The sequence below is a fragment of the Vreelandella sp. 162(4c) genome, assembly GCF_058152265.1.
On the sequence record NZ_CM176981.1, the window covers coordinates 668,124 to 690,537 of the forward strand.

General features: G+C 57.6%; 15 protein-coding genes. 8 read left to right on the forward strand and 7 right to left on the reverse strand.

Features of this window, described 5'->3' with window-relative positions; genetic code table 11:
- Window position 1 precedes the first annotated feature (1 nt).
- The 7 genes from AC4EYZ_RS03060 (at window position 2) to AC4EYZ_RS03090 (ending at window position 13,586) form a co-directional block, all read left to right on the forward strand.
- Entirely contained in the window at window positions 2-1,243 is a 1,242-nt protein-coding gene (locus AC4EYZ_RS03060) for a capsule polysaccharide biogenesis protein (RefSeq protein WP_041157960.1), read from the forward strand.
- Window positions 1,240-2,073 carry an SDR family NAD(P)-dependent oxidoreductase gene (locus tag AC4EYZ_RS03065; protein WP_474191715.1) on the forward strand — a complete coding sequence of 278 codons (834 nt, stop codon included), beginning with the start codon at window positions 1,240-1,242 and terminating at the stop codon, window positions 2,071-2,073. Before AC4EYZ_RS03060 ends, AC4EYZ_RS03065 begins: the two co-directional genes overlap by 4 nt.
- Window positions 2,066-3,676 (forward strand): LTA synthase family protein, encoded by a 1,611-nt coding sequence (locus AC4EYZ_RS03070; protein WP_474191714.1) that lies wholly within the window; start codon window positions 2,066-2,068, stop codon window positions 3,674-3,676. Before AC4EYZ_RS03065 ends, AC4EYZ_RS03070 begins: the two co-directional genes overlap by 8 nt.
- Window positions 3,673-11,130, forward strand: coding sequence for an SDR family NAD(P)-dependent oxidoreductase (locus AC4EYZ_RS03075; protein ID WP_490204086.1), 7,458 nt, complete (start codon window positions 3,673-3,675; stop codon window positions 11,128-11,130). The genes AC4EYZ_RS03070 and AC4EYZ_RS03075 overlap by 4 nt, the downstream gene beginning before the upstream one ends.
- On the forward strand, window positions 11,127-12,449 hold the full coding sequence (locus tag AC4EYZ_RS03080; RefSeq protein ID WP_490204087.1) for an aminotransferase class I/II-fold pyridoxal phosphate-dependent enzyme: 1,323 nt from the start codon (window positions 11,127-11,129) through the stop codon (window positions 12,447-12,449). The genes AC4EYZ_RS03075 and AC4EYZ_RS03080 overlap by 4 nt, the downstream gene beginning before the upstream one ends.
- A gap of 35 nt (window positions 12,450-12,484) precedes the next feature.
- Window positions 12,485-13,006 carry a transcription/translation regulatory transformer protein RfaH gene (rfaH, locus tag AC4EYZ_RS03085; protein WP_474191610.1) on the forward strand — a complete coding sequence of 174 codons (522 nt, stop codon included), beginning with the start codon at window positions 12,485-12,487 and terminating at the stop codon, window positions 13,004-13,006.
- A 70-nt stretch (window positions 13,007-13,076) separates the two neighbouring features.
- Window positions 13,077-13,586, forward strand: a complete 510-nt coding sequence (locus tag AC4EYZ_RS03090; protein ID WP_490204088.1) for an REP-associated tyrosine transposase — start codon at window positions 13,077-13,079, stop codon at window positions 13,584-13,586.
- Window positions 13,587-13,698: 112 nt separating this feature from the next.
- Here the strand turns inward: AC4EYZ_RS03090 and AC4EYZ_RS03095 are convergent, their stop codons facing one another.
- From AC4EYZ_RS03095 to AC4EYZ_RS03125, 7 genes are all read right to left on the reverse strand, one after another.
- Window positions 13,699-13,836 (reverse strand): hypothetical protein, encoded by a 138-nt coding sequence (locus tag AC4EYZ_RS03095; RefSeq protein WP_490204089.1) that lies wholly within the window; start codon window positions 13,834-13,836, stop codon window positions 13,699-13,701.
- Between the two features lie 428 nt (window positions 13,837-14,264).
- Window positions 14,265-14,504, reverse strand: coding sequence for a DUF2442 domain-containing protein (locus tag AC4EYZ_RS03100; RefSeq protein WP_022524100.1), 240 nt, complete (start codon window positions 14,502-14,504; stop codon window positions 14,265-14,267).
- Between the two features lie 41 nt (window positions 14,505-14,545).
- On the reverse strand, window positions 14,546-14,710 hold the full coding sequence (locus AC4EYZ_RS03105; RefSeq protein ID WP_490204090.1) for a DUF4160 domain-containing protein: 165 nt from the start codon (window positions 14,708-14,710) through the stop codon (window positions 14,546-14,548).
- Between the two features lie 766 nt (window positions 14,711-15,476).
- Complete coding sequence (cysQ, locus tag AC4EYZ_RS03110) at window positions 15,477-16,250, reverse strand: 3'(2'),5'-bisphosphate nucleotidase CysQ (RefSeq protein ID WP_490204091.1); 774 nt, start codon at window positions 16,248-16,250, stop codon at window positions 15,477-15,479.
- Between the two features lie 137 nt (window positions 16,251-16,387).
- Window positions 16,388-18,292, reverse strand: coding sequence for a sulfate adenylyltransferase subunit CysN (gene cysN / locus AC4EYZ_RS03115; RefSeq protein WP_490204092.1), 1,905 nt, complete (start codon window positions 18,290-18,292; stop codon window positions 16,388-16,390).
- Window positions 18,292-19,194 (reverse strand): sulfate adenylyltransferase subunit CysD, encoded by a 903-nt coding sequence (gene cysD, locus AC4EYZ_RS03120; protein WP_027958948.1) that lies wholly within the window; start codon window positions 19,192-19,194, stop codon window positions 18,292-18,294. Before cysD ends, cysN begins: the two co-directional genes overlap by 1 nt.
- A gap of 107 nt (window positions 19,195-19,301) precedes the next feature.
- The gene (locus tag AC4EYZ_RS03125; RefSeq protein WP_490204093.1) at window positions 19,302-20,042 is read right to left on the reverse strand and encodes a transposase; all 741 of its coding nucleotides are present in this window, start codon (window positions 20,040-20,042) and stop codon (window positions 19,302-19,304) included.
- Between the two features lie 184 nt (window positions 20,043-20,226).
- On the opposite strand from AC4EYZ_RS03125, the gene AC4EYZ_RS03130 reads away from it, so the two are divergent.
- Entirely contained in the window at window positions 20,227-21,954 is a 1,728-nt protein-coding gene (locus AC4EYZ_RS03130) for an SLC13 family permease (protein WP_490204094.1), read from the forward strand.
- Window positions 21,955-22,414: the final 460 nt, after the last annotated feature.

Below are 22,414 nucleotides of genomic sequence, written 5' to 3' on the forward strand. Positions count from 1 at the left end.
GTTGAAGCATCAGAAGCGTGCATTCTTATTTTTGCAGGGCGTTTGCTCACCTTTTTACCAGCGCTTAGCCAAGCGCTTGGTGAACGATGGGCACCGTGTCGTTAAGGTCAACTTCAATGCGGGCGATATCGCCTACTGGCAGCGCACCCACGGCCAAAGCCATCTGTTTCGTGGCCCTACCGCTGAACTACCTGGCTATATCAAGTCACTCTGGCAGCGGTACGCGATCACCGACCAAGTAGTATTCGGAGATCGTCGCCCGATTCATCGCCCAGCAGTGGATAACGCCGCCGCGGCCGGTGTACGCACCCACGTATTTGAAGAGGGCTACTTTCGCCCGTTCTGGATCACACTGGAGCGCGAAGGCGTTAACGGCCACTCGCTACTGCCCCGTGACCCAAGCTGGTTTTATGAAACCGGCAAAGCACTGCCCGAACTACCCGCCCCCGTGCGTTTTCGCTCCTCGTTTAAAATTCGTGCCATGCACGATGTGGGCTACCACTTGGCCGGGCTAGCCAATCCGCTGGTTGCGCCGCACTACCGCAATCACGCGCCGATCACCGCCCCGGTCGAGTACGCGGGCTACCTGAAGCGCTTTGCTCAGTTAAAAGCCGCTTGGAAAAAACGCGACGCCGAACGCATCAAAGCGTTGATCGAAAGTGGCCGCCCCTATTTTATGCTGCCGCTGCAGCTAAATAGCGATGCGCAAATTCGCGATCACTCCCCCTACGCCAATATGCAGGAAGTGATGGACGATGTGATGGCCTCGTTCGCCAAGCACGCGCCCAGCGATTCTCTGCTGTGTATTAAAAACCATCCTTTGGATATGGGCTTGGTCAATTACCCCAAAGTCATTAAGCAACTTGCCGAACGCCACGGCCTGCAAGGGCGCATCGTCTATCTAGAGTCTGGGGATCTCAACGCCCTGCTCAAACACGCCAAGGGCAATGTCACCGTTAACAGCACCGTGGGCATTGTTTCGCTGGAGAAGAACTGCCCCACCTACGCGCTTAGCGACCCGATCTATAATCTGGATGGGCTAACCTACCAAGGTGACTTAGCGGATTTTTGGCAGCAGCCGCAGCCGCCTAACAGCGAGCTATTTGGTTATTTTCAAAAGACCGTGATGCATGCCGTTCAAGTTAACGGTGGCTACTACTGCCAGCCCGGTATCGATTTAGCCGTGGATAACGCCGCCCGCATACTCGAAGCCTGCCCATCGCCGTTGGAGAAGCTTCTGTGAACGTTGTTGTGAAAGAAGCTGCAAAAGAGGCTGAGAGCCCATCTCTACACTCACGCTGCGTGCTGATCACTGGCGCCACCGGCGCGATTGGGGGCGCCCTGGCAAACGCCTATGCCGATCCCAGCACCCACCTGGTATTGCACGGACGCCAGCAGGAGAAGCTAGAGGCGCTTGCCACCACTTGCCGCCAACAAGGTGCCCAGGTCACCCTCTCAACCATCAATCTAACCGATGATCACGCCCTGAAAAGCTGGCTAGCCGAAGTCTGCGCCCAACAGGTACCGGACATCTTGATTGCCAATGCGGGCAAAAACACCCACCCCCAAGGGCCTGATATCTTAGAGCCCTGGGCAGACGTGCAGGCGCTGTTGGATATCAACCTGAAAACCCCCATCGCCATGGTGCAACACCTAGTGCCAGCCATGCAGACCCGCGGCAGCGGTCAACTGGTGCTGATCAGCTCGCTTGCCGCATGGCACGGTTTACCGACCACCCCCAGCTATAGCGCCAGCAAAGCAGGCATCAAAGCCTATGGCGAAGGGCTGCGCGGGCTACTCGCGCCTCACGGTATCGGCGTCACGGTGGTCATGCCCGGCTATGTTACCTCACCGATGTGCAAGGCCATGCCCGGCCCCAAACCCTGGGAGTGGCCGCCCAAGCGCGCGGCCAAGGTCATTAAACGCGGTATCGCTGCAAACCGTGCGCGTATCAGCTTCCCCTTCCCACTTAATTTTGGCACCTGGTGGCTGGCGGTACTGCCCGCAGGGATTTCGCAATGGTTGATCAAGCGCCTAGGCTTCAACCACTCAGGAGACACGCCCCATGATTAGCGCGCTGATATGGCCGCTACTCGTGGGGCTATTGATCAGCGGCCTGTTTGAAGCCCTGCTTAGCCCTCGGCCGCGCCCATTTTGGCAGCGTGGAGCAGCGGCCAATAGTGTCCACCTTGGCTCCTGGCTGCTAATTTTCGGACTGCTGGTATTGCTACTCCAGCGCCCCTGGTTTGCGGTGATGGTGTTTCTCTCGCTGCAACTAGTCGTGGTGCAGTCGAGCAACGCCAAATCGCATACGCTCAACGAGCCGTTTATCTGTCATGACTTTGAATACTTCTGGGACGCTATCCTGCACCCGCGCCTTTACGTGCCCTTTTTCGGCGTAGGTTTGGCGATTGCCGCCAGCAGCGCCGCCGCGGTGGCGATTGGTGGGTTCTTTTACTGGGAAGGGTCGCTGGTCACTAGCGAGGGCGCCAGCCGCTTTCTAACCAATGCGCTGGGATTAATAGCCTTGGGCGCACTACTGCTTGTTGTTAGTGTCCGCAGGCTGCCCGCCATCGCCTTACAGCCCATAGACGACATACACCGTTTAGGGCTTTTCGCTAGCCTATGGGCCTACGGCGTAGTGCTAATGCGCGCTCCCATTCCTACGCCAGAGCAATCGCCCTTCCACGCCTTAACGCCGGTGGCGAGCGCGCATCAAGGCAAACAGCCACTGCCCAACGTGGTGCTGGTGCAGAGTGAATCGTTTTTCGACCCGCGCCCCTGGTGTGAAGAGGTCGATGCCAATCTGCTTCACCATTTCGACACCACTCGCGCAAACGCCACCCTGCATGGCGCATTAAACGTGCCCGCCTGGGGTGCCAATACAGTGCGTACCGAGTGCGCGGTATTAACGGGCATTGCCCCCGGCTACTGGGGCGTTCGCCAGTTCAACCCTTACCGCACGCTTGCTAGCCATCCAATGCCCAGTTTAGCGAGCGCGCTAAAAGCGGCAGGCTATCGCACGGTTTGTGTGCATCCGTACCTGGCGAGCTTCTATTTTCGTCACAAGGTGATACCCCAATTAGGCTTTGACCACTTTATAGATATCAATGCCTTCCAGAGTAGCGACAAAAACGGTCAATACGTTAGTGACCAGGCAGTGGCACGAAAAATTGGACGGCTGCTTGAAGATGACGATAATAGACCGCTATTTGTATTTGTTATCACCATGGAAAATCACGGCCCGCTACATTTAGAAGCACCGAACCAAGCAGCGTTAGCCAATACGCTGCCCGGCGCTCCTTGGCCGTTACCCGACCATCTGCGTGACTTAGCGGTCTATTTGCAGCATTTAAGTGAATCCGACAAGATGTTGGCAAGCGTTAAAAATTCGCTGAATACTGCAAAGCGACCGGGCCTGCTAGGCTGGTATGGGGATCATGTCCCCATTCTGCCTGAGGCGTATGCACACTTCACGCCGCCTGATGGCCGCACTCCCTACATGATATGGTCAACAGAGAGTTGGGTAACAGCAGGGGTAGGGGCAGCAAACGCTTACGAGCCATTTGAGCTAGCCGCAAACGAACTTGGTGTCCAGTTATTCAAACAGGTGTTTGGACACGATATAAGTAGCGATGTGATCAAGGTAGAACCAGAACCTCAGGAGCAAGAATGACTAAACGCGTTGCCATCATCGGCGCCGCCCATCGTTTCCCCGGCACCACCCCTGAAACGTTCTGGCAGGATCTGCAAGCCGAAAAAGATTTAGTAACTGAAGTGGCCGCTGACCGCTGGAGCCACGACGCCTTTTTGCACCCGGATAAGCGCCACCCCGGTACCAGCGTGACTTTTGCCGCCGGTAGCCTGGGCGATATCAGCGGGTTTGACGCTGAGTTTTTTGGTATTTCGCCCCGTGAAGCGGCCAACATGGATCCCCAGCAGCGCATGCTTCTAGAGCTCGCCTGGGAAGCCATGGAAGACGCCAGCATTCTGCCCAGCTCCCTGCGCGGCAGCCAGTGCGGGGTATTTTTGGGCGTGGCCAGCCTCGACTACTCTTATCGCATAGCGGACGATATGGCAGCAATTGATGCCTCCACCGCCACTGGCAACACCTCCAGCATCGCCTCGAATCGATTGTCTTACGTGTTTGACCTGCACGGCCCCAGCATGTCGCTGGATACTGCCTGCTCCTCCTCGATGGTGGCCTTTCACCAGGCCTGCCAATCGATTCGCAGTGGCGAAACCAGTATGGCGCTGGCGGGCGGCATCAGCCTGCACCTGCACCCCTATGGCTTTATCATCTTCTCTAAAGCCAGCATGCTTTCACCCACTGGCCGCTGTCAGGTATTCGATGAAGCGGGTAACGGCTATGTGCGCTCCGAAGGGGCAGGTATTTTCCTGCTTAAGGATTACGACCAAGCGGTAGCCGATGGCGACAATATTATTGCCGTAGTGGCAGGCTCCGCGGTGAACACAGACGGCCACAAATCTGGCCTAACGGTGCCTAACCCAAGCGCCCAAATTGATCTGATGAAGCGCGCCTATGAACAGGCAGGCATCTCGCCGGATGAAATCGACTACCTGGAAGCCCACGGCACCGGCACCGCCGTTGGCGACCCCATTGAAACCCGTGCGATTGGTGAAGCACTCGGCCAGCAGCGCAAAACGCCGCTGCTGATAGGCTCGGTAAAAAGCAACCTGGGTCACCTGGAAACCGCCTCCGGCGTGGCGGGTCTGGCCAAGGCGCTCTACAGCATTCAGCACCGCGAAGTCCCGGCCACGATTGGCATCCGCAAACTCAATCCGCGCATCAAGTTTGATGAGTGGAACATCTCGGTGGTCACCAAAGGCCAGCCGCTGAAAAAACAGGGCCGCCTGGTTATCGGCGTTAACTCCTTTGGTTTTGGCGGGGCCAACGCCCACGTTATTTTGGAAAGTCCGCCAGAACGGGTCAAGCCTGAAACACAGGCGCCAGACTCACCGCTACCGATTCACCTTAGCGCCCGCAGCGAAGCCGCGCTCAGCCAAAGCGCCGAAACGCTCGCCAACTACCTGCGCGAGAACGACTTACGCGAAAATAGCGACATCAGCCTGTACGACATCGCTTACACGCTGTTCCACCACCGTGACCGGCATAGCCATGGCGCGCTGCTGTTTGCACAAACGGCTGAAGAGGCCGCCACGCAACTCAGCGAGTTTGCCGCGGGAGAGACCAATAGCGTTACCACACTCGAGCGCTTGCCCAACGCGGTCGGCCCAGTGTTTGTTTATGATGGCAACGGCTGCCAATGGGAAACCATGGGGCGCGATCTGCTCAGCGATTCGCCGGTTTTCGCCGCAGCGATTGATCGCGTCGACACACTCTTTCAGCAGCACGGGGATTTCTCGCTACGCGCCGAACTGGAAGGCCGCAATGGGGAGAACCGTTTCCCGCTAACTGAAATCGCCCAGCCAGCGCTGTTTGCACTGCAGGTGGCATTAACCGAGTGGCTAAACGACCAAGGCATTAAGCCCACGGCAGTATTTGGTCATAGCGTGGGTGAAGTGGCGGCGGCCTGGGCCAGCGGTGCGTTGAGCCTGGAAGATGCAGTCAAAGTGATTTACTACCGCAGCGACTACCAGGGTAAAACCCGTGGCCTCGGCGAAATGACTGCGGTGGCCATGAGCGCTGACGACATCGCCGCGTGGCTAGAAAAGCCCGAGTTCAATCAGGTATGCCTGGCAGGTATTAACAGCCCGAAAGGCATTACGCTGGCGGGAGATAGCCAACAGCTCAGCGCTCTGGAAGCCGCCCTGGGCGAGCAGGATGTTTTTGCCAAACGCCTGCCCCTGGACTACGCCTTCCACAGCCCCGCGATGGACAGCATTCAAGCTGGGGTCATTGATGCGCTGGCCGATATTACCCCGCGTGCCACGCAGATCCCCTACTACTCCACCGTGACCGGTACGCTGAGTGACGGGCTTGAGCTGGATGCCACCTACTGGTGGAAAAACATTCGTGAGCCGGTGCTGTTCGACGCCGCCGCTAGCGCGCTAATCGAGCAAGGCAATAATGTCTTTGTAGAAATTGGCGCCCACCCCATTCTACGCCGCTACCTCAATGAGTCACTGCGCCAACTGGAGCTACCAGGGTTGGTATTCGGCACCATTGAGCGCCACAAGCCTGGCCTTGAAGGCTTGCAGCACTGCTTAAGTCAACTCCTGCTGAGTGGCCTTAACCTGACTAGCCGCCACTTGCCGGTGGTGGGTCAGCGGGTACCGCTACCGCGCTATGCCTGGCAGCGCAGCCACCACTGGGTATACGGTACCAATGACGGTCAAGGGCTGCTGTCACGCTATTACCAGCACCCGCTGCTGGGCTACCCGTTAGCGCAGCACGAGCACACCTGGGAAAGCCAGCTCGATACCCAGCGCCAACCCTGGCTGGCCGACCATGTGGTGGGCGAAGGCGCGGTGTTCCCCGGTGCCGGTTTTGTGGAACTGACGCTGGCGGCGGCGCTGCAGCTAAAAGACAGCCCGTTGCTGGATATCGAAGAGTTGGAAATCCGTGCCCCGCTGCTGCTGGACGGCCCCTATGGCCGCACCATGCGGCTTAGCTACCTACCAGAAGATGGCCGCCTGGAGATCCTCTCCCGCGAACCTGCCACCGGGGTAGAGTGGCAGTTGAATGCCGTGGCTCGCACCATGCGTGAAAGCCGTGGCTTCCTACTCAACCGCACAGCGCCGGTGATGCCTACTCGTGCCCCGGACTACACGCTGGAAGATCACCTGCAGCTGGCTGAGCGTATCGGCCTGCACTACGGCCCAGCCTTTCAGGCCATCTCCAGGGGCTGGATTGAAGGCGATGAAGTGATTGGTGAAATCGCCCTGTCGGATGAAGTCCAAGCGCAGCTCAGCACATTGCACGTGCACCCCGGCATTCTGGATAGCGCCTTCCAGATGTTTATCCCGCTGCTCGCGCAACATAGTGAGTTTGCCGCCCAGCTCGCCTTTGTGCCGGTTCGCGTGGGGCGCATTCAAGTCAACACCCAGGCAGGCGTGCCGGTTCTCGCCCGCGCTGTGATGGGCAAGCGCGCACCGCACTCCTTTACCGCCGATTTCGAGCTGTATGACGCCGCCGGTAACGCCGTTGCAGTACTGAGCAAAACCCGCTTCAAAGCGATTCGACTCAACCGCGCCCATCATCAGCACTTCAGCTATTTGGATGTGGAACTGACTCCAGCGCCGCTACACGCAGAACCGCTGGCACTGCCTGCCGATGCGCTTGCTCGCCTTGCAGATATTGCCAACGTTTACAGCGAAAGCACCGGCCAGCGTTACGGCAACGAAGTCGCCCCGCTGCTCGACAGCCTTAGCGAAGCCTTTGCTCAGCAGAGTCTCGGCGTCGATAGTGAAGAAGCACAGCACTCGCCGGACGTTATCTGGCAGCTGCTGGTGCAAGACTACCCCGACTACTTTGCGCCCATTCACCTGGTGGGCCGTTTAGGGCTTCACCAACAGGCGCTGCGTAGCGGCACAAGTGACCTGGAAACCCTGGGCATTAGCCACGACCACCTGGCGCGCTTAAACCGCGTGCTGGTGGGCGAAAGTGGTTGGCAAGCGTTGGCAGGCGAGTTAGCCGAGTTAATAGATGCGCTGATCGCAGAGCTCCCCGCCGGACAGCGTTTGCAACTGCTCGAAGCAGGCCCCAGCGCGCCAGCGTTGGGAGAACGCCTGCTGGAACGCAGCGCTCAAGCGCTGTATCACGACCTTACCCATTACCGCGTGATCACCACCCTAGGCAGCACGCGCCATCAGGCGGAGCAGCTGCAAGAGCGTTTCCCGCTGATGGATATGCAGCACCTTGACCAAGACGAGTTTGCTGCGCTAACCGCCCCCAGCGGTGTTGAAAAAGCTCAATTGGCGTTTGTAAGCGTGGATATCACCCACCCGGCCGCCACGCGTCAGTTAATCGAAGCATTACCTGAACAACTGGCGCCAGGCGCCCAGGTGATGCTGATTGGCATCGCCCCAAGCCGCTGGCTGGATGATCTGCTGGCCACGCCCGGCATCGATCAAACCGCCCTGGAGCAAGATACGCTCATTAGTTGGCTGAACGACCAAGGCTTTGTGGTTTCCGCGCCAATGGCACTGGAAGAGAGCAACAGCGGCGCCTACCTGCTCCACGCACACTATCCGTTAGAAACGGCTGCGAGCACATCAAACACGGCGCAACGGCGTCACTTGGTGGTCGCCGATCACAACAGTGAAACGCTGGCTGCCAACCTGGTCGAGGCACTGCAACAGCTGGGCGCTTCGGCGCTGCTCAGCGTTAGTCAGAGCGCGCCTGCTGAGCTGCTGGCTCATGCGCTGTCTCAACCTGCATTGGCTCAACCTGCATTGGCTCAACCTGAAATGGCCCAATCCGCACCTGATAATCAGGGCGAGCTAACCCTCAATGTGATTGACCTGCGTGGACTGGGTGCGAACAGCACTGAAGCGCAAACCGCCCGCTGTGATCACGCTCTGCAGTGGACGCTGGCCTTAGAGCAGCACTCGCTTGCTGCCTCTTTGTGGTTGGTGACCAACGGGGTAAGCACTCTATGGCAGACAACGTCACCCGCCAGCGCGACAGACGCCCCTGGCGATGCCGCCCTGTGGGGCTTTGGCCGCTCGCTAGCCAACGAAGCCGTCGGCCATAGCGTCTACCTGCTGGATATACCGGCAGCCATCAGCGAGCCTGCGTTACACGCCTGGGCCACCCTACTGACTCAACCAGATAGCGAAAACGAAGCGCTGATCGATAACCAGGGTCACCGCTTTGCGACGAGGCTGCGCACCCTGCCCGCGCCACACCCGACTGCGGCAGGGCAGACCAATGAGCAGACCAAGCAGCCGCATCAGGCGATGTCACTGGGCTTTGCCATGCCCGGTCAGCTGCGCCAATTAACCTGGCGTCCGCGCCCGTTGCCACAAGCCAGTGCCGACGAGGTGGAAATCAGTGTTAAGGCCACCGGACTTAACTTCCGCGATGTGATGTACACCCTGGGCTTGCTCTCCGATGAAGCGATAGAGAACGGCTTCGCCGGCCCCACCCTGGGCCTTGAGTTTTCAGGCGTGGTAAAGGCCGTTGGCAGCAACGTCACCCATGTGACGCCAGGGCAAGCCGTGGTCGGCTTCGGCCCCGCCAGTTTCAGCGATAAGGTCATTGCCAGCCAGCACGCCGTTGCACCGCTGCCGGAAGGCATTAGCTTTGCCGCCGCCGCCACGATCCCGACGACCTTCTTCACGGTCTACTACGCGCTCAAGCATCTGGCGCGGGTCGAACCTGGCGAAAAAATCCTGATTCACGGCGCCGCGGGCGGCGTGGGCATTGCAGCGCTGCAAATTGCCCAGTGGCTGGGAGCAGAAATCTACGCCACGGTGGGCTCCGAAGAGAAGCGCGACTTCCTACGTCTGATGGGCATCGAGCGGCTTTACGACTCACGCTCGCTCACCTTCGCCGAAGAGATCCTGGAAGACACCCAGGGCGAAGGCGTGGATGTGGTGCTCAACTCCCTGGCCGGGGAAGCGATCAACCAAAACCTGCGCGCCCTGCGCCCGTTCGGCCGCTTTCTGGAGCTGGGCAAACGCGATTTCTACGAAAACACTCATATTGGCCTGCGCCCGTTCCGCAATAACCTCAGCTACTTCGGTATCGACTCCGACCAGCTAATGAAGGTGCAGCCTGCGCTTACACAACGCCTGTTTGGCGAGATGATGGCGCTATTTAACGACGGTACCTTAAGCCCGCTGCCGTTTACCTCGTTTAGCCACACCCAGGTAATCGACGCCTTCCGCTATATGCAGCAGGCGCGCCAGATCGGCAAAGTGGTAGTGACCTATGAACAACCCATCGCGCCACCCAAGAACGAGGTGTTGGGCACGGCAGTGATGCAACTGTCCGCAGATGCCAGCTACCTGGTCACCGGCGGCCTGGGTGGATTTGGATTAAGAACCGCTCAGTGGCTGGTAGAGAAAGGCGCACAGCAGTTGATCCTGCTCAGCCGCAGCGGCCCCACCAGTGAAGAGGCTCAGGCAGCCATTGCGTCGTTTGAACAGCAAGGCGTTACGGTACTCGCCGCCGCCTGCGATATTACCGACCGCACTGCGCTGGCCGCTTTGCTGGAGCGCGCCAAGGGTGAACTAGCACCGCTGCGGGGCATTGTGCACGCCGCCACGGTGATCGACGACGGTTTGATCCGCAACCTGGATGCCGAGCGCATTCAGAAAGTGTTAGCGCCCAAAATCGATGGCGCCCGCCACCTGGACGCACTCACCCGCGAAACGAAGCTGGACTTTTTCGTGCTCTACTCGTCGGCCACCACCCTGTTCGGCAACCCCGGTCAGGCTAACTACGTGGCCGCCAACCACTGGCTAGAAGCATTTGCCGCCAATCGCCGTGCCGCAGGGTTACCAGCCACCTGCGTACGCTGGGGCGCGATTGAAGATGTCGGCTTCCTGGCTCGTAACACCCGCACCCGTGATGCGCTGCAAGAGCGCCTGGGCGGTTCCGCGCTACGCTCGGATGACGCGCTGAAAGTGCTCGAACAGATGCTACTGGCCCCTGGGCCAAGCCTAGGTGTGCTGGAACTAGAGTGGGGCGCGCTTGCTCGTTTTCTACCGACTGCCGAAGCGCCGCGCTTTAACGAAATCGCCCGCGCCAGCGACGATGACGGCAGCGCGGATGCAGATGACGACATCAGCGCCCTGCTCGCCGACCTCTCACCCGAGGAACTGCACAGCACGGTCACCGATCTACTGCGCGCCGAGCTGGCCAGCATTCTGCTGATTGATGAAGAGAAGCTCGATATTCACCGCTCGGTCTACGATATGGGCTTCGACTCCCTGATGGGCGTTGAGCTAATGACCGCTATCGAGAACCGCTTGGGCGTTCAGGTGTCAGTGATGGTGCTTAGTGAAGCATCGACACTCGACAAACTGGCGGGCGTGCTGATTCAGAAAATGCATCAGCACGACGATGTTGAAGACGCTCCGCAAGATGCGATAGCCTCACTGGCCGCACAACATGGCACTGAAGATTTAGGCCCTGAAGGGCTCACCGCTGAGCCTGCGTCCGCTTCCTCATCACCCGCGACTGAGACTCCATGACCGCTAAGCGCTCTGAACTGAAACAGCAATTGTTGGAACAAGCACGCCGGCGTACTACGCCGCGTGCTGCCAGCGCCACGCCCTCTTCCAATGGGCAAGGCGGAGAGCAACGCACGGTGCCCGAGCGCTTCACGCGCTTTGATGCCCAGCCCGGCTATCAGCAAATCGCCATGATGCGCCAGGCCGCCGACCAGTTGGGCCTGGTTGACCCGTTCTTCAAAGTGCACGAAGGCACTGCCGGGGCGACCAGCGTGATCAATGGGCAGACCTGCATCAACTTTGCCAGCTATAACTACCTCGGCTTTTCAGGCGACCCGCGCATCAATCAGGCCGCCTGCGATGCCGTGGCGCGCTACGGCACTTCGGTCTCCGCCAGCCGCGTGGTCTCCGGCGAACGGCCTATCCACCAAGAGCTGGAACAGGCCCTCGCTAAGGCCTACGACGTTGAAGATGCGGTGGTGTTTGTGAGCGGTCACGCCACTAACGTCTCCACACTGGGACACCTGCTGGGGCCCAAAGATTTAGTGCTCCACGACGAGTACATTCATAACAGTTCGTTGGTTGGCGCGCAGCTTTCCGGCGCCAAGCGCATGTCGTTTAGCCATAACGACCCCGCCGCGCTGGAAGCCCTGTTGGCCCGGCATCGGCATCAGTTCGAACGCGTGCTGGTGGTGATCGAAGGGCTCTACAGCATGGATGGCGACATCCCTGAGCTGCCGCGTTTTATCGAATTGAAGCAGCGCTATCAAGCCTGGCTGATGGTCGATGAGGCCCACTCCTTTGGGATTATGGGCGACACCGGCCTGGGGCTGCGCGAGTATTTCGATATCGACCCGCGCGACGTGGATATCTGGATGGGCACCATGAGCAAAGCCATGGCAGGCTGCGGCGGCTATATCGCAGGCAGCAAGCCGCTGGTGGAAACACTACGCTACCTGGCCCCCGGTTTTCTCTACAGCGTGGGCATGCCCGCCCAAGTCGCCGCCCCCTCACTAGCCGCGCTACAGCTGATGCAGCAAGAACCCGAACGGGTTCAGCGCCTGCATGCTATTTCGCGCTACTTTCTTGAACAGGCCACTGCCCGCGGCTTGGATACCGGCAAAAGCATCGGTGCCGCGGTCGTACCGGTGATTATTGGCAGCTCCGCGGCGGCTGCCCGGCTTTCTAACGCATTGTTAGAACAGCAGATCAACGTACAGCCGATTCTGCACCCAGCGGTACCCGAAAAAAGCGCACGGCTGCGCTTCTTTCTCTCCTGTGAGCATACCCAGGCGCACATTGACCAAACGCTTGATGCACTCACCGCGCTGCTGCCATAATTTTGTAACGCTTTTCCAGACGCAAGGATGATGGCATGGATGTTTACAATGACCAGGAGGGCGCAGCAACGCCCGCCTGGTACGTTATTCAGTGCAAAGGGGGCGAATCATTTCGCGCTGCCGAACACCTCGCCAACCAAGGTTATGAGGTATTTCACCCTGTCCTGAAGAGCCAACGCAAGCGCCAGGGAAAGCTCACCACGGTGACCGAGCCGCTCTTCCCCTACTACCTGTTTATCTGTTTGGATCAGCTAGTCAGCAACTGGCGTCCGATTCGCTCTACTCGCGGGGTGCTGCGCCTGCTGACCTTCGGTGACAGGCCTGTCGCCGTACCTTCACAGCTTGTCGAAACCCTACGCGCTCAGCCGCACAGCAAGGAAGGGATTCACACCTACTTCAGCGCTGGCGAGAAAGTCACCATCACCGACGGCCCCTTCAAAGACCTGGAAGCCATCTTCACCCGCCTTAAAGGCGAAGAGCGCGCCATCGTCCTGCTCAACGTGCTCAACCGGCCACAGCATTTGGAAGTACCGCTAGACACCCTAAGCAAGTCGTAGCCCCCGCACAGCTAATAACGATGCGCTACAATGGGCCTTCATAACCCAATTATTTTGCATGGAGGCACGGGTGGCAACCTATCGACGCGCGCATGTTCCTGGCGGCTGCTACTTTTTTACAGTCGTCACCTACGCACGACAACCCCTGTTGGCGGATCGTCTCAATATTGAAGCCCTTGGTCGTGCCTTTCGCACAGTTCGAGAAGAGCGCCCCTTCGTGATGGATGCGTTCGTACTCCTCCCCGACCACCTCCACTGCCTATGGAGGCTGCCTGAAGGCGACGCGGACTACTCCTCACGCTGGCGGGACATCAAAAAATACGCCTCACAGGAATTCTTCTTCCCGCCCGGCACCCACAACGCCTGGCAGCGTGGCTTCTGGGAACACGTCATTCGTGATGAAAACGACTGGCAACGCCATATGGACTACATCCATTACAACCCCGTCAAACACGGCTGGACTAGAGCACCCCGCGACTGGGAATGGTCAAGCTTTCAACAATGCGTACAAAAAGGCTGGTACACCCCCGACTGGGGCACCCAACAAGCCCCCGACGTCGCCGAAATGGATTGGGAGTGATGGCGAAAACCCCGGCACCGCTGCGCGCTGCTTCCGCGGGTGCGCTTCGCTTACCACGCGCTACTAGATCTCGCATGCACATGAAGGTGGGGATGCCACCGGAATCGAGTGATTATCGTAGCGCGGGGTAACGAGAAAGCGAGTTCAGCGAGCGTTTCGAGGCACCCGCGGGAGGCGTCGGGACGACGCCCAATGGCACCGAACCTTCATCGCCTACACGGGCCAAACCCGGCACCGCTTCGCGATGCATCCGCGGGTGCGCTTCGCTTACCACGCGCTACTAAATCTCGCATACACATTGAGGTGAGGATTCCACCGGAATCGAGTGATTGTCGTAGCGCGTGGTAACGAGAAAGCGAGCTCAGCGAGCGTTTCGAGGCACCCGCGGGAGGCGTCGGGACGACGCCCCGTGGCAACCAACCATCATCGCCTGCACAGGCCAACCCCGGCACTGCTTCGCGCTGCTCCCGCGGGTGCGCTTCGCTTACCACGCGCTACTCAATCTCGCATGCACATGAAGGTGGGGATGCCACCGGAATCGAGTGATTGTCGTAGCGCGTGGTAACGAGAAAGCGAGTTCAGCGAGCGTTCGTAGGCACCCGCGGGAGGCGTCGGAACGACGCCCCGTGGCACACAACCAACGCTGCCTGCACGGGCCAACCACGGCACCGCTGCGCTCTACGCTACCTTTTGAGAGTGAGTTTCCAGCATTGCAGCAATGCTCAAGTGGTAATCAATATCCGGCCATTCAATACCGGTGGCGTCACAAATAAACAGGTAATGCCGCAAGACCTTAACAGAAGCCTGCTCAAGTTCTGGATACCAGCTCATAGGCGTTGAAATGCGCCGCCCATCACTCAATTCGACATGAAGATAATGGTCGTCAAAATGGACTTCTTTACCTGATAAACCAGTCATTCCACACCTCCAAAAATTCCTGTCTATGCAAACTTACTAGCTCAAGACACTCCTTGAGCTCTTGCTTCTTTAGTGACGAATAAATGCACATGTGGTGGAGGATGTTCATTTGCATAGAAAAAGAATTTGAAACCTTTTTCATTAAGTAGAGTTGGCACTTCATTATCTCTTGCAGTGATGCTAGAAGCATACCAACCCCCTTTCACATCGTCACTTATAAGCCTAAGCGAATACGGCTCTCCAACACATTCACAGCCAACTACATTATTGCTTCAACATCACCATCTAACCAACCCCAGCACCGCTCCGCGCTGCTTTCGCGGGTGCGCTTCGCTTACCACGCGCTACTAAATCACGCATGCACATGAAGGTGGGGATGCCACCGGAATCGAGTGATTGTCGTAGCGCGTGGTAACGAGAAAGCGAGTTCAGCGAGCGTTTCGAGGCACCCGCGGGAGGCGTCGGAACGACGCCCAATGGCACCGAACCATCATCGCCTACACAAGCCAACCCCGGCACCGCTCCGCGCTGCTTCCGCGGGTGCGCTTCGCTTACCACGCGCTACTAAATCTCGCATGCACTTGAAGACGGGAATTCCAAGGGGGTGTGCACGTAATCACCCCGCCGAAATTGAGTGCGTGCACAAACCGTAGCGCGTGGTAACGAAGAACGCGAGTTCAGCGAGCGTTCGTAGGCACCCGCGGGAGGCGGCGGAACGACGCCCCGTGGCACACAACCAACTCCGCCTACACGGGCCAAATCCGGCACCGCTTCGCGCTGCTTTCGCGGGTGCGCTGGCGCTTACCACGCGCTACTCAATCACGCCTGCACTTGAAGACGGGAATTCCAAGGGGGTGTGCATGTAATCACACCACCGAAATCGAATGAGTGCACCCGCGGATGGCGGCGGAACGACGCCCGTTGGCACCCAACCAACCTTGATGTCAAAACTTAGATCGGTGGCGCCTTGGCTTAATGCCCCCACACTACAAAATAGGGGTTGAGCTTTTCGCTGGGGTTGGCGTAGCTAAGTGCAGTGCCTTCCAGGGTTTCTACCCGGCCGCCTGCTTCGAGCACTACCGCATGAGCGGCGCCGGTATCCCATAAACAGGTGGGGCCCAAGCGTGGGTAGGCATCGGCGAAACCTTCGGCAATGATGCACAACTTTAACGAACTCCCCATGGGCAGCATGGTGTGCTCACCCAACTGTTCCAACCAAGCGGCCAAATCAGGGCTGGGGTGCGAACGACTACCCACCACGCGCCACGTTACGCCCTCTTTAGGCTTGCCTGCCACGGAAATGGCCTTACGACTACCATCGGCTTCAACCTTAAACGCGCCCAGCCCCCGCGCGGCCACGTAACCAACCTCAAGCGCAGGCGCGGTCACTACGCCGAGCACCGGCATACCGTTTTCAATCAGGGCAATATTGACGGTGAACTCACCGTTACGCTTGATGAACTCTTTGGTGCCATCCAGCGGGTCGACTAGCCAATAGCGGCCCTCAGCATCAGCACCGGAAAAGCCCTCGATGTCCTCTTCAGAGAGGATCGGGATCTGCACCGGCAGCGCCTGTAAACCGCGCACAATAACGTTGTGCGCCGCTTTATCTGCCTCGGTTAACGGGCTTTTATCTTCCTTCTCTTCCACGCTGAATTCGCGGGCGTAAACACTCATAATGGCGTCGCCAGCTTCGCGAGCTATGCCTTCAACGGCATCCAGCAGTGCTTGATCAATAAGCGCCATAATCTAATCCCTCTATAAGACTTTGTCCTTAAAGACTTAGCCCTTAAAGATTTAGTCTTTAAGACACAGCCTTTGCATAAAAAAAGCTGCCAAGCAGCGGCCAACTTCGCCACCACCTGACAGCTAGAGCATTCAAATCAACTGATCATCCCGCGTTCGCGCAGTGCCGCAATTACGGCGTCGGCCGCTGCTTCCGCGTCCATTTCGGATGTCTTCAGGTGCACATCCGGCGCTTCGGGGGCTTCATAGGTGGAATCAATACCGGTGAAGTTTTTCAGCTCACCACGGCGGGCCTTTTTATACAGGCCTTTCGGATCGCGCGCCTCAACGACATCCAGCGGTGCATCGACAAAAATCTCGATGAACTCACCCGCTTCCAACAGGTCCCGCGCCAACTGGCGCTCGCTGCGGAAAGGCGAGATAAATGCCGACATCACGATCAGCCCGGCATCCACCATCAGCTTGGCGGTTTCCGCCACTCGGCGCACGTTTTCCACGCGGTCGGCATCGGTAAAGCCTAAATCACGATTCAAGCCATGGCGCACGTTATCGCCATCCAGCAGATAGGTGTGCTGACCGTGAGCGAAGAGCTTCTTCTCGACCAGGTTAGCAATGGTCGATTTACCCGCCCCGGAAAGCCCGGTAAACCACAGCACGGCGGGCTTCTGAGCTTTTGCCAACGCACGCGCCTGCTTATCAATATCCACATGCTGCATATGAATATTCTGGCTACGCCGTAAAGCGAAGTGCAGCATCCCCGCGCCAACCGTATTGTTGGTCATCCGGTCGATAAGGATAAAACCACCGGTATCGTGGTTGTCCTTGTAAGCATCAAAGGCAACCGAGCGGTTAAGGCTTAAGGTACAAATACCAATACCGTTCAGGTCTAGCTGCTTACTCGCCGTGTGCTCCAGGGTATTCACATTCACCTGATACTTGATGTCCGTCACGGTCGCCGACACCGTTTGGGTGCCCAGCTTCATCAAGTAAGGGCGGCCCGGTAACAGCGGCGCTTCGTGCATCCATACCAGCGTGGTTTCAAACTGGTCGGCGGTGTGAGCTGGCTCGTCTACGCCGGAAATCACGTCGCCGCGGGAGATGTCGATTTCATCCTCCAGCAAAAGCGTAATCGACTGGCCAGCAACCGCCTCTTCCAGGTCACCATCCAGGGTATAAATCCGCGAGACAGTGCTGGTTTTGCCAGAAGGCTGAACGCGGATTTGGTCACCTGGGCGCACCACACCGCTGGCCACCATGCCGGTAAAACCACGGAAATCCAGGTTGGGGCGATTCACCCACTGCACGGGCATACGGAAAGGCGAGCGCTGAAGGTGTTCCGCATCCAGCTCGACGGTTTCCAGGTAACCCAGCAGCGTAGTGCCGTGGTACCAGGGCATTTTGGCGCTGTGCTCAATGACGTTGTCGCCCTTCAGCGCCGACATGGGAATGAAGGTAATGTTCTCCAGCCCCAGCTGTTTAGCGAAAGCACGGTACTCTTCAACGATTTGATCAAAACGCGCTTTGGAATAGTCGACCAAATCCATCTTATTAATGGCCACCACCACGTGGCGCATGCCCATTAACGACATCAAAAAGCTATGCCGGCGGGTTTGGGTCAAAATGCCGTGGCGGGCATCAACCATCAAAATAGCCGCATCAGCCGTGGAAGCCCCGGTGACCATGTTACGGGTGTACTGCTCGTGCCCTGGGGTATCCGCTACGATGAACTTGCGCTTCTCGGTCGAGAAGAACCGATACGCCACATCAATGGTAATGCCCTGCTCGCGCTCTGCGGCCAAGCCATCTACCAGTAGCGCAAAATCCATCTCGCCGCCCTGGGTGCCATATTTTTTCGAGTCCGCTTCAATCGCAGCCAACTGATCTTCAAACAGCAACTTGGACTCAAACAACAGTCGGCCAATCAGGGTACTTTTGCCATCGTCTACGCTGCCGCAGGTAATAAAGCGCAGCAAGCCCTTATGCTCGTGGGCCTTCAGGTAGCCTTCGATATCGTCAGCAATCAGGTCAGATGAGTGAGACATTAAAAATACCCCTCTTGCTTCTTCTTCTCCATGGATGCCGCGCTATCGCTATCAATCACTCGGCCCTGGCGTTCCGATGTTTTGGTCAAAAGCATTTCTTGAATAATGGCAGGCAAGGTATCCGCTTCTGACTCAACCGCACCGGTGAGCGGGTAGCAGCCCAGGGTACGGAAACGTACTTTACGCATCATCGGCACTTCACCCGGCTCTAACGGCATGCGCTCGTCATCGACCATAATCAGCGCGCCATCGCGCTCCACCACCGGCCGCTCAGCCGCATAGTAAAGCGGCACAATGGGGATATTCTGCAGGTAGATGTACTGCCAGATATCCAGCTCGGTCCAGTTAGAGATTGGAAATACGCGGATCGACTCTTTGCCATTCTTACGGGTGTTATAGAGCTTCCATAACTCCGGGCGCTGATTTTTAGGATCCCAGCGGTGCTGTGCGGTACGGAACGAAAAAATACGTTCCTTGGCACGGGATTTCTCCTCATCGCGCCGGGCACCGCCAAAAGCCGCATCAAAGCCGTACTTATCCAGCGCCTGCTTCAAGCCTTCGGTCTTCATTATGTCGGTATGAATCGCCGAGCCGTGGGTAAACGGATTGATGTCCTTCTCGACACCCTCCGGGTTGATATGCACCAGCAGATCCATACCAATCTCTTCCGCCATATTGTCGCGGAATTCATACATGGCCCGAAACTTCCAGCGGGTATCAACGTGCAGCAGCGGGAACGGCGGCGGCGAAGGTGCAAAGGCTTTGCGGGCCAGGTGCAGCATGACCGCCGAGTCTTTACCGACCGAATAAAGCATTACCGGGTTTTCAGTCTCGGCAACCACTTCGCGCATGATCTGAATGCTTTCCGCTTCCAGTCGCTGTAAATGGGTGAGTGATGTCATCATCTGTCCCAACAATTGTGTGAAAAAACATAGCGTGAAAAAGTTTGCTTTCAAGTGCCAGGCTCTGTCTGAAAAGTCGGCGAGCGCAGCCAGTTTTCAGACAGGGCCTAGGAAGCCAAGCCCATATCGGCAGGCACCGGCACTAACCAAAACATCGTTTGTTGCGCCAACCAAGCCGTTACCTGCGGGCTAGCTGACAACCAAGCGCCATGAAACACCAAGGCGACTGGCCTGTTACTTTGTTCACTCTTACCAATGAGCGCCTGCATCGCGGCCAGATAATCATCTGCCAAGGGCGGGCGCTTAAAACAGCGCATCCACAACCGACCACGCGGGCCATGCAAATAGAGCTGATAAACCGAACGCTGCGGATGCGCCACCCGGCGCACACCACCCTGCAAACGCTGATCGGCCTCCTCTAACCTATTAAACCGCGGCGCCACGGCCTGCCGATACCACCGGCCCTGCTGCGAGCGCTGCTTAGCCAATGCGCTTAACGGCCAGGGCTCATGCTTCAGACCTTGGCTTTCCCACCAGTGCTCAATACCGCGCTGAGTCAACTCAACGCCATGCTCATCGCGTAAAAAAGCTGCCAAGTCAGCGCTGCTCCAGCCTAGTTGCTCCGCGGGGGGATGGGCATACAACGCCTCCCATAACCGCTGTTGAATAGCGGCATCAAGCACATTGGCCTGCCCTTTTAAACGGCCACGGGGGCGTACCGGCACTGCCGCCCAACCACCTTCACGAAACGCCTTCCAGGCCGCCGAAATGGTGGGGGCAGAAAGCCCGGTTTGCTGACTGACCAATGACACTGTCAACCCATCCAAGCGGAGCTTTACAGCTTGCATGCGACGCTCATTGAGCCTTTCAGGCGATAAATGTTTAATGCTCAAGATTATCGCTAACCACCTGTATTAAATATATTTTTCAAGAACTAAGGCATCGAAAATCGGCAATCATTAGACACCATCATAAAAGCCTGCGTAAAATCCAGCAAGTGAACCATTAAGTTACCGCTTTTAAGGACCCACCATGACCCCCTGGGCCGTTCTGTTTTCTATTGCGATTTTATTAGCGCTGTTAATTAGCGGGCGGGTAAAACCCGCCATTGCGTTTGTTACGTTGGCCGCTAGTTTTTTGCTACTCGGGTTTGTCGATACCGCCACCCTACTTACTCAATACACCAACCCTGCACTCGCCACGCTTCTGCTCTTGCTGCTGGTATCGCTGGCGCTTGAACGTTCGCCGCTGCTGGACTGGTTATCGCGTCACTTATTAAAGGGTCACCCACGGCTTGCTACCGCACGCTTAATGGGTAGTACAGCGGTACTTTCCGCTTTTTTGAATAACACGGCCGTGGTAGCTGCCTTTCTCGGGGCAATTTCGCGCCAGCAGCGTATTGCGCCTTCTCGGCTATTAATCCCGCTCTCGTACGCCTCAATCCTGGGTGGTATTACCACCCTGGTGGGTACTTCCACCAACCTGGTAGTGAACTCGTTCAATTTAAGCGCCAGCGGCAGCGAGCTGGGCATGTTCCAATTTAGTTTGGTGGGCATCCCTGTGGCGCTGGTGACCCTATGCGTTCTTATGTGGCGCGCTAACGCCTTACCGCACCATCAGCTCGAAGACACCAGCGAAAAGCTCTCCTACTTTCTAGCCGCCGACCTGGAGCCCGACTCGCCGATGATCGGCAAAACCATCGAAGAGAACGGCTTGCGCAGCCTGGAAGGGCTCTACTTACTGGAAATAGAGCGCAAAGGACGCCTGATTAGCCCCGTGGCACCGGATGAGCAGCTGCTGGCCAATGACACGCTGGTGTTCACAGGGGAAGTGGGCAAAGTGCAAGCGCTGCAGCGCTTTCCGGGGCTGCAGCTATTTGGCCATCAAGCCGATAACCTGCTGGCGACGAATTTGGTAGAGGTAGTGATTTCCCACGAATCCGAGCTTTCAGGTAAAACCCTGCAGGATGTGGATTTTCGCAGTATGTTCAGTGCGGGGGTGGTGGGTATACGGCGGGGAGAAAAACGTTTGGAGGGGCAGTTGGGGAAAATTCCACTTCGCGTGGGGGACTGCTTGCTGTTAGCGGTAAGCGCTGATTTCCGGCAACACCGCAACCTAGACCGCAACTTTCACTTACTCAGCGGCAGTTTCACAAGGCCGCAATTGAGTAACAGAGAGAGCCTATTCACCGTGGGCGGCTTTGCAGCAGTAATTGCCTTGGCTACCGCTAATCTGCTGCCACTGTTCCACGGGCTGCTGATACTGCTGGGCGGGCTACTGCTAATGAAAGTGATCAGCCTGGCGGAACTGCGCCGCCGTTTCCCATTTGAGCTATGGCTGATTATTGGTTCAGCGTTAGCGATTGCCCAAGCGCTGGAAAACTCAGGCGCTGCGAGCTTATTAGCCAGCGGTATGCAGGGGTTGTTCAGCGGCTACGGTATCTATGCCGCGTTTGTGGGTTGTTACCTACTAACGCTGCTACTCACTGAAACCGTGACCAACAACGCCGCTGCCGCGCTGGCCTTTCCGGTGGCCTGGAGCACCGCCCACGCCTTTGGTGCCGACCCACTGCCGTTTGTGATGGCCGTAGCGTACGGCGCCAGCGCCTGCTTTCTAATCCCGTTTGGCTACCAAACCCACCTAATGGTGTATTCACCCGGCCGCTACCGCATCACGGACTTCCTGAAGATCGGTTTGCCGGTTAGCGTCACCTACTCAGCGGCGGTATTGCTGATTACGCCGTGGGTGTTTCCGTTTTGAGATTTGGGTGAATCGTGAATCGTGAATCGTGAATCGTGAATCGTGAATCGTGAATCGTGAATCGTGAATCGTGAATCGTGAATCGTGAATCGTCAGGAGTATAGGTCTTGTAACGCGCGGTAGCGAGCGTTCGAAGGCACCCGCGGGAGGCGTCGAGACGACGCCCTGTGGCACCCAAAATATTGCCTGCACGAGCCAAACCCCGGCACCGCTGCGCGATGCTTTCGCGGGTGCGCTTCGCTTACCACGCGCTACTAAATCTCGCATGCACATGAAGGTGGGGATTCCAAGGGCGCGTGCACGTTATGCACATGGCCGTGGCACGTAATCACGCCATCGAAATCGAGTGAGTGCACCCGTAGCGCGTGGTAACGAGAAAGCGAGTTCAGCGAGCGTTTTGAGGCACCCGCGGGAGGCGTCGGAACGACGCCCAGCGGCACAAAGCCTAACCACCACCGCG